Below are 12,534 nucleotides of genomic sequence, written 5' to 3'. Positions count from 1 at the left end.
AAAACGATATGACAAATTATTCCTCTTCCTCCTCTTCTTCATCTTCATATTCTTCAAACACCTCATCTATTAGTTCTTCTGCTCGCTCATCGGAAATTTTTAATGCTTCCTGAAGCTCAAATAGATACTCTTGTTCTGATTCAGGTATCTCTTCCTCCATACCCACCACCAATAGAGCGATGATATAGGCAGTTTCACGATAATTCTTTTTTGTTAAGGATGCGATCGCACTAGGGATTAAATTCTCTACTTTTTCTTGTGCTATCAAGGAGTTGACTGTTGCTGTTAATTTGTCAAAATCTTCCTCAGCGTAATCTTCAAACACTCCAATACCTTCTAGCATTTCGTCCAACGGGTATTCTTCCGTGGAAATAATGCCTTCCTCTTCTGTAGCAGATGAAAACAGTCCAATAATAGCGATCGCCGCTTCTGGTTCTAGCTTAACTGAAGTTTCACTGTGGCTTTTTACCAACTCAGATTTAGACATAAATATCCTTATGATTTAGCTAACTTCTAAGATTCCCAAATCATTGCATAAAATCACAGAGGCTGTTACTTTTTTTCATACATTAACTCCACACCCCACACCCCGCCCCAACGTGGTTTAGTCAAGGCGAGACCCCAACTTCTTCAAGAAGTCAGGGATCTGAAGTTTGATACTTACAACTTAGTTCCGCACTCAGCGCAGAAATTATGACTGGCTGGGTTTTTAGTACCACAATGACTGCAATAAACAGGCTCATCTGTGGCTGTGGGTGTTGGCTTGGGTAAACCAAACATCTGAGCGTTGCTCTTACCAGGGGCTACCATTGGATAGCAGTTTTCATCTCTGGTGACATGAACATTGACAATTACCGGGCCATTATGTGCCAGCATTTCGGCAATTTTATCTGCTAACTCTTCCCGGTTGCGAATAACCATGCCTTTGATACCGTAGGCTTGAGCCAAAAGTTCAATATCTGGCATCCCTACTTCCATATTTGAGCAGGAATAACGCTCACCGTAAAAGGCTTGTTGCCATTGACGCACCATCCCCTGCCAGCCGTTATTTAAAATCACAGTCTTGACATTTATGCCATACTGTGATAATGTTCCCAATTCTTGCAGGCACATTTGGAAACTGGCATCACCGCTAATGCAGATCACTTCTTCATCGGGGAAAGCCACCTTCGCACCCATCGCCGCAGGCACACCGAAACCCATTGTTCCCAAACCTGCACTGGAGATCCAGCGTCTTGGCCCGTTCTTTAAAAATTGTGCAGCCCACATTTGATGTTGACCGACATCGGTGGTGTAAAATGCGTTCGGTGCTTGGCCACCAACTTCGACAATTACTTCTTGGGGAGAAATGCTGTCAGGATGATGAGGCACAACCAAAGGATAATCTTGTTTCCAGCGGTTAATTAAGTTTAACCATTCTTGATTTTGGTTAGGTGTAGCTTTACTATTTGCATCTTGACATCGACGTAATAAGTCTTTGAGAACGTTCTTGACATCACCAACAATAGGAACTTCAGGAACGCGATTTTTACCAACTTCCGCTGGGTCAATGTCGATGTGAATGACTTTAGCGTGGGAGGCAAATTCATCTAATTTACCTGTTACCCGGTCATCAAATCTTGCACCCACACAAATCAGCAAATCGCAATCTGTCACTGCAAAGTTAGCGTAAGCAGTTCCGTGCATTCCCAACATTCCCAAAGACAGGGGATGATGTTCATCAAATGCACCGATACCCATCAAGGTGGTGGTGACGGGGATATTAAATAATTCTGCCAGTTGTTTGACTTCTGCGTGGGCATTAGCTGCGATCGCACCCCCACCAACGTATAACAAGGGTTTACGACTTTCTCTAATCAACTGAATTGCTGCGTTGATTTGTCGAGGATTGCCTTTAACAGTGGGACGATATCCAGGTAACTTCACTGAACCTGGTTCTACAGGCACATAATCAAATTCTTCTAAAGCCACATCTTTGGGAACATCAATCAACACAGGTCCTGGTCTACCTGTACTGGCAATGTGGAACGCTTCAGCCACGATCCGCGCCATGTCTTTCGGGTCGCGCACTACATAAGAATGCTTGACAATGGGTAAAGTAATACCGTAAATATCTGTTTCTTGGAAAGCATCTGTACCAATAGCTGCCCGTGGTACTTGCCCTGTCACCACAATCATCGGAATAGAATCCATATAAGCTGTGGCAATACCCGTGACTAGGTTTGTTGCCCCAGGACCAGAAGTACCGAAACACACTCCTACTTTACCTGTAGCACGGGCGTAGCCGTCAGCAGCATGGGAAGCACCTTGTTCATGTCTGACAAGAATGTGCTTAATTGTCCCAGTTGCTTCTACTTTATACAGGTCATCATAAATGGGAAGAATTGCCCCACCGGGATAACCAAAAATATACTCAACGCCATGACGAAGGAGACTATCTAGCAAAGCAAAACCGCCAGTTTCCCTTGTGGGAGTAACAGATGACGATTTAGAAATGTGGGAGTGCTTGTGATTTTCCGATTGTGGGAGAGTGATTTGAGAAGGCGAGCGCACGGTTAACCTCAAAATATAACTAAAGTTAAGGCTTAGATTCTGTATTTATAATTTCATTTTAATTTAAAAATTCCCCTAAATGCTGAAATAATCTCTATCTATCAGCTTAAAGATGGACTATGATTCTACAATTTTTAAATCAAATCTTGCAAGACTCTCCGGGTATTATGCCAAGTCCAAAAACCGATCACTAGGACAGTGAAACTCATGCCGCATAATACTAATGACAGGCCAAAGGCGTTAACTAGCTTGGTTGTAATCAACAGAGGAGCAGAAAGGGCAATATTAATGGCATGATTTTGAAAGCCAAACACCTTACCATGCATAGCCGGGGGTGTGTGCTGTTGAATCAAAGTTTGCATTGGCACGTTAATTAGGGCTGCTCCTAAACCTAAGAAAACGCACAATCCCAGAACTAAAGCTAGGTTTTGAGTAAAAATGAACATTGCCAATGCCACTGCCATAAATACAAAACCAATTAAAGGCAAAGGCTTACGATGTAATTGATGCCCAAAATGTCCGATAATTCCTGCACCTAAAACCATTCCCACACCAGCAGCCGCCACAAAAAAGCTAAAATCAGTTTGCTCTAGGTTTAACTTGGCAGCTAATCTAATAGATAATTCTAGTAAAGCAGCAAACACGCAGTACAAAGCGACAATTTGCAGCATGGCATTCCAGATGAGGCGATTTGTTTTCAGATACTGCCAACCTTGTAAGAATTCAGTTACAGGATTAGCTACAGAAGTCTGCCTATGTTCTTGAAAATGAATCGGTAGCATGATGATGGCAGACAAAAGGTAAAAACCACCAACCAATAGTTCTTTACCAAATTCAAAGTTAAGATATTCTGCCCAGTTCAAAATAGGCTTGCCCACAGCATAACCGACAATTAATGCTCCCATCATGGTGCTGCTAAATAAGGCATTAGCGGCCATCAAATTCTCTCGTTTCACCATCAGGGGAATAGTAGCTTGTTCGGCGGGAGCAAAAAACTGTGTCACCGTAGAGATCCCAAAATTTAGTGCTAATAATATTCCTAACTGCCGTGGTAAGAAGGGTATACACAGTGTTAGGAATCCGCGCACAAAATCAGAACCAACCATAATCAGCTTTTTTGGCATTCTGTCAACAAGGACACCACCAGCAGAACCAAAAAAGATAGCTGGCAGGGTAAAGGCCATATATAAATAAAAGCGCCCAGTACCTTCTGATAAGTTGGCAGGTAAATATTTTTTCTCTAATAAGTCAATCATTAATATCAGTAAAACCTTATCTGCTAACTGGGAAATCAGTTGCCCAATCCACAGCAGCATAAAATTGCGGTTCTTTACTAGTGCGGCAAAGCCGCTATTAACAGCCGTCGGTTCAGTGGGAAACATCAGATACTTAGGGAATAGGGAATAGGGAATAGGGAATAGGGAATAGGGACTTCCAACTAAAAAAATATTCCATCGTTTGGGTCAGCAGGGGAAGCAGGGGGCGCAGGGGAGGAAGAATCTCATACTCATATTGGTTCTCACTCATTGAATAATTTAATTTCTGGAAGTCCCTTAAGTTATTCTCCCCTTCTCTCCAGTTACGTTGGTTTAACTATTTTTCTTTATAGCGTTTTAACAATAGACGCAAGAATTCAGCAGCATTCAGGGATTTTTGGGGCTGAGAATATCTGGTTGAAGGATCTGCCCAGTGACCTTGTACTGTTTGGGGCGATCGCCACATTGATAGATGGTCTACTGGTGGGTCTGCATAAAAATTATCTTCCCCACTACCTAAAATAGCAGAACTCCAATGGGTAAAATAATCATGACTCAAGCGATGTATCGGGAAATTACCCCATAGTGGGACTCCCCAGCCATCTATAGCGATAAAAGCTTTGACATGACCGCCCAAGAGTTGCCACTTGGTAGCAGCGATAATTGCACCAACTACACCAGCACTAAAGCTAATGAATATAACAGGCGATTCTAGCTTATTACTGAGGCGATCGCCTAAAAACTGCACAATATGAAATGCTGATAAAGCTAAAATACTTTCTCCTGGAAAACTCAGTATATTGACTGCATTGTGATTGATTGCTACATCAGTCGCTGGATTTAAGCACTCTGCAATAAAACTTTCCGTTAATTTTGGTTCATGGATGCCAGGGCAAATAATGATATTCATGCCATTTTGGATTTTAGATTTTGGATTTTAGATTTTGGATTTTGGATTAGGGACTTCCAGAAATTAAATTATTCAATGAGTGAGAACCAAGATGAGTATGAGATTATTCTTCCTCCCCTGCGCCCCCTGCTTCCCCTGCTGACCCAAACGATGGAATATTTTTTTAGTTGGAAGTCCCTTAGAGGATGTCTGAGAAATTAAAAATGTCATTTTCATTCGTGAGAAATATTAAATATACACCCTGACACCCTGTAAATCTGCGTCTTGTCTTGTTTTTCAGGTACTTGTTATACAACAAAATCACCGCACTATGTCTTGGGATGTATATTTTTATGTTTATGTTTATCCTATCCCCCCGGAAGGGATAATAATGAACGAGTATGGGCAATGATACAGTCATTCCCACTTCCAAACTTGCCATTTTGGTTATATTGAGGAAACTATTGTGGTTGCAACTCCAGAAAAACTGCAACATACTCATGAGCATCTACCAGGCCATGACCGCATAGCTGTATTGCTCATGGGTTACGGTGAAGTCGAAAGCTACGAAGATTTCGCTAATTATAATGAACAGGCTTTAAATCTACTTACAGCCAAATTTGCACCAGTACCCACTTGGATATATCCCCCCCTAGCAAAACTGTTGGCATTATTTGACCGCCATGAGTGGGGACACACCCATCATGATTTCATCTCTCCACATAATGCCATTTTTGAACGGCAACGGGCGGGAATTGAACACGAATTACAACATAAATGGGGTGGTGGTGTTCAAGTTTTCAAAGCTTTTAACTTTTGCGCTCCTTTTTTGCCTAAACAAGTTTTAGCAGAAATCAAAAATCAAGGTTTTGAAAAAATCTTAATTTATCCCCTTTTGGTAGTAGATTCTATTTTTACCAGTGGTATAGCTATCGAACAAGTTAATAATGCTTTAGCTGAATTAGCTGATGGTGATGAACATTGGGTTAAAGGAATGCGTTATATTCCTTCTTTCTACAATGAGCCGGAATATATTAATTTAATGGCGCGTTTGGTAGAAGAAAAAATTAACTCTGACTTAGCAGATGCTTACTTACCTTCCCAAATTGGCATCGTGTTAATGAATCATGGTTGTCCTCACAAAGCCAAAGGATTCACATCAGGAATTGATGAGAGTCAAGCACTTTACGAATTAGTCAGAGAAAAGTTAATTAACCGTTATCCTTTAATTTCTGTAGGTTGGTTAAACCACGACACACCATTAATTGAATGGACACAACCCAATGCAACCCAAGCTGCAAAAAATCTCATTCAATTGGGTGCAAAAGTGATCATGTTTATGCCGATTGGTTTTGCTACAGAAAACCATGAAACACTGTTGGATGTTCATCACATTATTCATGATTTAGAAAAACAGCATTCTGGTGTTGATTATTTACAAATGGCTTGTGTCAACGACGATCCACAATTTTTGGATATGGCTGCTGAATGGGCAAATGTTCACATTGCAGAGTTGATGCAAGAGGAAGCTAAGGAAGTTAATGTACAGTTAGCTTTAACTCACCATCATCACCATCATTAGGTGACAGGTGACAGGTGACAGGTGACAGAAGAAGAATAACTTCTTATCTATTGCCTGTTGCCTTGTATTTTAAGTTTAAATGTTAATCTGGAACTAATACTAGACAAGTACCAGTTTCAGGAGGGAAGGATGACACAAGCTAACTTATCTTCAGCCATTGCTGTGAATATCCCTACTACACTGACACTGAATATTTCCCATGAGCAGTTTGTTGATTTAGCACTTGCTAATCGAGATTTACAATTAGAACGAACTGCAATGGGAGAGTTAATTATTATGCCACCTACTGGAAGTTATACAGGTAATAAAAACTTTGATATTGCTGGACAATTGTGGTTATGGAATCGTCAGCATAAATAATGATTTTAACGAACCACGTTCGCGTAGCGTGCCGAAGGCATAGGAGCGAAGTACACTCACCCGAATGCTTCGCCCCTTTTAGATTGTAACTTGCATATTTCTTGTTGATATCCAAGGAGAAATAGTTGCTTTAATTTCTTGACCAATTTTTTGTTCAGCAAGTCTAAGTTCATAATTTTTCTGCAAATTCATCCAAAATTCAGCACTCGTACCGAAAAATTGTCCTAAGCGTAAAGCGGTATCAGCAGTAATTGATCTTTTACCATTAATTATTTCGGTAATTCTATTTTTTGGGACATGAACCAAACGAGCTAATTCACTGGCACTTATTCCTAATTCATGCAGTTCATCAGCTAAAATTTCTCCAGGATGAATAGGTGGACGTGCCATATAATTCTCGTTTAGTGATAATCTATAATTTCTATTTTTCTGACGGAGACATATTGTAAATAATGGTAAATGTTATGCGTTACGTAATCTATAACTTTTTCAGTATAGCACAACCAAAGCATAAAAGGCGCTGCTGATTTCAAAGATGAAGAAAAATCTTGAAAATTCCTCATACCCTCATTCAACAGCGCCCAATTTCTAAATATTCAGCACTTACACAGCTTCTGTATTCTTTTCTCCAGTCCGAATGCGAACCACTTGTTCAACAGGAGAGATAAAAATCTTACCATCTCCAATTTCTCCAGTTCGGGCAGCAGAGATAATTTTATCAACTACCATATCTACTTGGGAATCTTCAACGACAATTTCCACCTTCAGTTTTTGTAGAAATTCAACCGTATATTCCGAACCACGATAGCGTTCAGTTTGACCCTTTTGTCTGCCAAAACCACGGACTTCAGAAATTGTCATACCGACAATTCCCGCATTAACCAAGGCAATTTTTACCTCATCCAGCTTAAATGGACGGATAATAGCTTCTACTTTTCTCATTTTTGTCAATTCCTCACTTCTAAGAACGTCGTTTATATATCTAACCAGATTAGTCGTCTAAAGCTGTAACTATAGAGCTACTTGTTTAACTTGAGTTTGGTGTATTTTATTTTTCTTTTGCTCTGATGTCTAGACTTACTTACTCTGTTGTTGTAGGAGAGAGCGCCAATCTGCGATCGCCTGATCTGTCCACAGCCAATTTTGAGATAACTTATCTACTGTAAAACTTACTGGATCATTCTGAATTACAAGTTGACGAAGTTTAATCGCCTCATTCATATATTGCGTTTGTTTATTAGCAGGTTGATTATTTACGGATTTATATAAACCCAAGGCTAACCCTGCATAAGAAGTTAATGCTTCCGATGGCAGAATACCATTTTTATTTGACGTTGCTGTCAAGTTTGTATTTTGGTTCTTCAGTGCTAAATTCACGGCCTTAAACCACGCATCATTAGCCCGATTCAGATTTCCTTCTGCATAGTAAGCAAACCCCACTGAGTTATTATACAACACAGAATTAGGCTGATCCCGCACCGCAATTTCCCAATAACGTCGGGCATCATCAACACTGTATTTTTTATCTCTGGTTTGGGCAAATTGCCAAGCCAATCTTCCCCGGATAAAGTTAACAGATGGATCTTCAGTTTGCTTGGCGGGGATCAGAGCTAAAGCGGTATCTGCTGAAGCTAAAGCCCCACGATTCAGCAGTTCCTCTACAGCTTCTAAACCTGGTTGTAAGTTACCTTGACTCAATTGTTCTGTAGCTGTAGCAGTGACAACACCTGTGGGAGATGTTTTTAAATCAATCGGTGCTTGTTTAGTGCTAGGAGCAGTTTGGGGAGGAATCGGTGGAATTTTGGGATTTGCTGACTTTTGATGATGCGACCACCAGCTTAAACCTATTATGGCAGCTAACACACCTGCACCCACAATCCCAAGCATCGGCCATAGTCGCCGTCGGCGACGTGATTGGCGAATTGAGGTTAATGGAATCTGTGGAGAAACTACCTGATTACTTTCAACTGCTGTTGCTGAACTGGGTTTCTCACCCCAAAAATCAATTTCCTCTTCCACCTCAGCAGACTGCATTTCCTGAAGATTATTCTCTCCTTTAGCTGGCTCTAATTCTGCCTTCATGGTAGTTTCTGCCGTGGGGACTTGTGGATTACCCAATTGGCGAAACAGATCCGCAACAATCGCTGAATCTTCATCATAACCAGGGTGATCATAGTCTGGTTCATCTAAAAGATCCCCCCAAGTATCATCTCCTAGCCAATCTAGCTCAGAACTCTCCCGTGCTAAACCAGACGGCATCATATCCTCAAAATTTAAAGGCATTTCTAAATCATCTGTTGAAGCATACATCGCATTAGCAGATGTTCCCATCGGTGACTGATATTCATTCAGTAACTCCCCACTGGTAGACACACCAGTTTGTGGGCTGAGAAAACCTTCAAATTCCCGATGTAAATACAGCATCGGTAACGCCCAATACATTTGGTGAGAACCATAGGCAGAAATTAAACCCTGACGCACCCGACTCACACACAAATCTAGAGGATAGCCCTGACTTAAGTTACGGTAAAACAATTGTGTTAGGGTCAGCGCCACTTCATCAGGAATCCGTTCTGACATCGCTAAAACGCTTTTAATCCCGCGTTTTACCAAGCTTTCAGTTAAGTTGCGTTCTCCTGTATCCCCAGATGTATCAGCTTTTGCCCTATATGCGCCCAAACAGGAGTTAAACACCGCCATTTGGATATTATTATTCACCAGCAACCCTGCTAAATCATCACCGCTCAGGGTTTCTGTTAAACCTGTTCTGCGACTAACTAAATAAATTTCTCCGCCGTTCGCACCCACATTACTATGACCAGAGTAATGAAGGACGTGATATCGTCCCTGTTCCAAGGCTTGAGTTAATTCTTCCCTACCTGGTTGATCAAGAACCGTCAAATCAATTTCTGGCAGGTAATGACCATTTTCTACATGGGGGTTTTGGCGATGTAGTTCCGCTTGCAGGTTAATCGCTTCTTGTTTGAGTAAATCAAGACGCACTTGATCAGTGGGGGAAGAAATGACCATCAAAACTTTTACCCCGCTTTCTTCCTGTGGTGTAGGTAGATTGCGTGTTGGTAGTCGTGATGTGGAGGGAATTCCACTCTGGTAGCGTGAAAAAGCAATATAAGGGCCTGTGGCCAAAGGGCGATCGCCTGCGTGCATCACTTCCCAAGGCAACCGCGCTAACCTGGTATCTTTTAGCCCCAAACGTAAGCGTAGTACCTGCTGCTGATTCTGGGCAATACCTTGGGCAGTAATCCAACTATCTCTCAGAGTGCCTTGAAACAGTGCATTATATAATTGTTGACCCAGTGCCACCAAGTTTACAGAGTTTCTGGCAATCGCATCTCCCTGTAGCACCAACTGTAAAGGGTCATTCATCAGATGTCCTGCTGCTGCTAACCACTCAGCCACAGGCCAAGTCACCAGTTCTTCTGCTAATGGCACCCCAGGTGCGACTTGTTCCGTCCGCACCAAGTAGTCATTTTGCCCTACTGGAGTTACGGAAATGTGAAATTCCTGGGTCACAACTTCTCCTATTTGCCTCCTAAATCCGGTTTCCACCGTACAAGTTTCTAGTCATTCTTCCCTCTTGCTGATACTTTAGATGAATATTAGTGAGGAATGTTTCTGATTTGGTGTTGTTTTGCCTTTTTTGGCTTATACAACTTTATCCGGATTGGATTACTTCCAACTAGAACACTTTATTGGTAGATGCACCTTGATCTTCAACTCCTCTGGTAGGTTAACACCGACCGGAGGTTTTCTTTTTAATTTTGGCAAAAAAAGCAATCTTTGACCCAACAATTTCTTAAGCATTCAGCATAAAAATTCAGGACAACCACACCAACCAATACTAATCGGTGTAGAACCTGGAAGTTGTAAGTTGGTTTAGAGAAGGGTGAAAGGGTAAAGAATCTAGGTTTTTTCTTCATCTTTTACCCTTCCCCTTTAACCTTTAATCGAGCAGTGTGGAGATCCAAGCCTGATAACTAACTCCCCTAAGCAGCTACTAGCCATAGGAATTTTTTCTGTAAGTGACAACCACCTACATCGGGTGAAATTTTTCCGGAGCATAGTACAGTAAATAGGAACGTTTAGATGGTAGATGCACCCTGATAACTAATCTCCCCTAGTTGGCTAACACCTCTGGGGGTTTTTTCTGAGGTTCAAAAATATCAATGATGGAAATGTCCGCCAATTTTTCCGGAGATCAGATTGAATACCTGAACATTAAATTAGTAGATGCACCCTGATAACTAATTTCCCCTAGTTGGCTAACACCTCTGGGGGTTTTTTCTTAGGTTCACAAACAACAGTAATTATGCACCTCAATTGATCCGGAGATGAAATTAAGTTCTTGAACATTAAATTAGTAGATGCACCCTGATAACTAATTTCCCCTAGTTGGCTAACACCTCTGGGGGTTTTTTTTGGTTAGTATTCATCATCCTAACTTGGTCAGCATTCAATACTCAACATTAAGCTAGGCTAAGAGCGAGACGCTACCTTGACAATTTAATGTTTATTTTCCAACTCAATACTAGCAAATTAAAACCTCCAGATTGTTGACATTATCGTTGCATCAGGTAGAGAAGTTTGATCTTGTTTGCTGGCGGCTGTTCAATAAATGCTCATATACCCTGATTATCAAAAATTTATCCGGAGGATTGTCCAGCACCTGAGAACATTAAATTGGTAGATGCACCCTGATAACTAATCTCCCCTAGCTGGCTAAAGCCTACTGGGGGTTTTTTATTAAGAATTGACCTCTCTGTCAACTCAAACCACAGAAATTCTGAAGTAGAGCGAAAAACGAATTTTTAAAGCCTTAGTGAAAGCACCTCTGACAATGTAAGTTGCTAGTTAGGAGTATGGCTATAACTGCTGCGAGGACTTAGAAACCATAGACCAAGCTGCGCTATTACGAGTTGGCAAGGCGATACATGATTCTCCTTTGCCTCTCTACTACCCTACTCTTCTACACCCCGACAAAAACAAAAAAACAAAATTCTAGGAAATAAATTTATCCGGAGGATTGTCCAGCACCTGAGAACATTAAATTGGTAGATGCACCCTGATAACTAATCTCCCCTGGCTGGCTAACACCTACTGGGGGTTTTTTGTAGGTAAAAGCACAATTTACGTATTAATTGGTCAATATTTTGCTGTAGCAATATTCTACCTTACTTGCTACTAGCTGGGAAGTACCAGTTTAACTTTGTTATTTGCCAAAAGTAAAACTTCTTCCTTTATCAGTAAAATATTTGGGTTTAAGTCTCCCTCCCATTGCTAGTAGGGTGGGTGCGCTATTACACCACATCATACACCTTGATAACTGTTCACTGATTTCATACCCTTCACTTCATTTTGGGGCTTAGTTGGGACTTCAGAATGATTACTGCGATATATAATCTCATTCTTAATTATTTTTATATAATTAGCTTCTGAGCGTAAATCAGGTTATTGGTTCAAAGGGGAGTACCGAAGAAAGGCTGTCTTGCTGGAGGCAAAAGGTTGTAGAAAATAATTCTTCCCTCTGGCAAAAGGGTTTAAAGCCGCTACTTTTCAGTATGGAAACATAAAAAAGATGTATATAGGAATAATATTTGATTTTTGAAAAAACTCCGTACACCTAAATTCTCTAAAACCCTTTTGCCTCTTGCATGAGTGCCTCTTGCCTGCCTACATAGATAATTTCAGATATCAAATCAGATTCCTATAGTGCGAAAAATACAGCGTCCTTGCTGGAAACCCCTGTTTTTAATTATGGGGTTCCCTACACCCCCTTCATCCTATAAGCACATAACTGTAATAATTGTTCACCCAAGAATAAATTTTTACGAAAAATTCATTAATCTCTGCTGCCGTCCACAATCTTAACAATA

General features: G+C 41.0%; 9 protein-coding genes. 2 read left to right on the top strand and 7 right to left on the bottom strand.

Annotated elements, in window-relative coordinates; translation table 11 throughout:
* Nucleotides 1-16: 16 nt before the first annotated feature.
* From A0J48_RS02755 to A0J48_RS02740, 4 genes are all read right to left on the bottom strand, one after another.
* A complete protein-coding gene (locus tag A0J48_RS02755) occupies nt 17-487 on the bottom strand; it encodes a tellurite resistance TerB family protein (protein WP_200320112.1) in 471 nt (156 codons plus the stop codon).
* Nucleotides 488-660: 173 nt separating this feature from the next.
* Nucleotides 661-2,553, bottom strand: coding sequence for a biosynthetic-type acetolactate synthase large subunit (ilvB, locus tag A0J48_RS02750; protein ID WP_200320110.1), 1,893 nt, complete (start codon nt 2,551-2,553; stop codon nt 661-663).
* A gap of 134 nt (nt 2,554-2,687) precedes the next feature.
* Nucleotides 2,688-3,935, bottom strand: coding sequence for an MFS transporter (locus A0J48_RS02745; protein WP_200320108.1), 1,248 nt, complete (start codon nt 3,933-3,935; stop codon nt 2,688-2,690).
* Nucleotides 3,936-4,146: 211 nt separating this feature from the next.
* On the bottom strand, nt 4,147-4,719 hold the full coding sequence (locus tag A0J48_RS02740; RefSeq protein ID WP_200320106.1) for a hypothetical protein: 573 nt from the start codon (nt 4,717-4,719) through the stop codon (nt 4,147-4,149).
* Between the two features lie 445 nt (nt 4,720-5,164).
* Between A0J48_RS02740 and A0J48_RS02735 the strand changes: the two genes are divergently transcribed.
* Nucleotides 5,165-6,280 (top strand): ferrochelatase, encoded by a 1,116-nt coding sequence (locus A0J48_RS02735; RefSeq protein WP_200320104.1) that lies wholly within the window; start codon nt 5,165-5,167, stop codon nt 6,278-6,280.
* A gap of 129 nt (nt 6,281-6,409) precedes the next feature.
* The gene (locus A0J48_RS02730; protein ID WP_234300679.1) at nt 6,410-6,640 is read left to right on the top strand and encodes a PDDEXK family nuclease; all 231 of its coding nucleotides are present in this window, start codon (nt 6,410-6,412) and stop codon (nt 6,638-6,640) included.
* A gap of 78 nt (nt 6,641-6,718) precedes the next feature.
* Here the strand turns inward: A0J48_RS02730 and A0J48_RS02725 are convergent, their stop codons facing one another.
* The 3 genes from A0J48_RS02725 to hetF all read right to left on the bottom strand — a co-directional run bounded on the left by A0J48_RS02725 (nt 6,719) and on the right by hetF (nt 10,174).
* Nucleotides 6,719-7,030 (bottom strand): HigA family addiction module antitoxin, encoded by a 312-nt coding sequence (locus A0J48_RS02725; protein ID WP_200320102.1) that lies wholly within the window; start codon nt 7,028-7,030, stop codon nt 6,719-6,721.
* Nucleotides 7,031-7,243: 213 nt separating this feature from the next.
* Nucleotides 7,244-7,582: a P-II family nitrogen regulator gene (locus tag A0J48_RS02720; RefSeq protein ID WP_200320100.1), complete on the bottom strand. Its 339-nt coding sequence runs from the start codon at nt 7,580-7,582 to the stop codon at nt 7,244-7,246.
* Nucleotides 7,583-7,717: 135 nt separating this feature from the next.
* Complete coding sequence (gene hetF / locus A0J48_RS02715; RefSeq protein WP_200320098.1) at nt 7,718-10,174, bottom strand: cell division protein HetF; 2,457 nt, start codon at nt 10,172-10,174, stop codon at nt 7,718-7,720.
* Nucleotides 10,175-12,534: the final 2,360 nt, after the last annotated feature.

This window comes from Sphaerospermopsis aphanizomenoides BCCUSP55 (genome assembly GCF_001586785.1).
In the GTDB taxonomy this organism is placed as follows: Bacteria; Cyanobacteriota; Cyanobacteriia; order Cyanobacteriales; family Nostocaceae; genus Sphaerospermopsis_A; species Sphaerospermopsis_A aphanizomenoides_A.
The sequence above is the reverse complement of the archived record's forward strand: the minus strand, read 5'-3'. Positions and strand labels throughout refer to the sequence as shown.

What these genes read in the sequence shown, in the direction of transcription:
- A0J48_RS02730 (WP_234300679.1), top strand. Translation starts at nt 6,410, where the DNA reads ATGACACAAGCTAACTTATCTTCAGCCATTGCTGTGAATATCCCTACT.
- A0J48_RS02725 (WP_200320102.1), bottom strand. Translation starts at nt 7,030, where the DNA reads ATGGCACGTCCACCTATTCATCCTGGAGAAATTTTAGCTGATGAACTG.
- A0J48_RS02745 (WP_200320108.1), bottom strand. Translation starts at nt 3,935, where the DNA reads ATGTTTCCCACTGAACCGACGGCTGTTAATAGCGGCTTTGCCGCACTA.
- A0J48_RS02740 (WP_200320106.1), bottom strand. Translation starts at nt 4,719, where the DNA reads ATGAATATCATTATTTGCCCTGGCATCCATGAACCAAAATTAACGGAA.
- A0J48_RS02720 (WP_200320100.1), bottom strand. Translation starts at nt 7,582, where the DNA reads ATGAGAAAAGTAGAAGCTATTATCCGTCCATTTAAGCTGGATGAGGTA.
- A0J48_RS02755 (WP_200320112.1), bottom strand. Translation starts at nt 487, where the DNA reads ATGTCTAAATCTGAGTTGGTAAAAAGCCACAGTGAAACTTCAGTTAAG.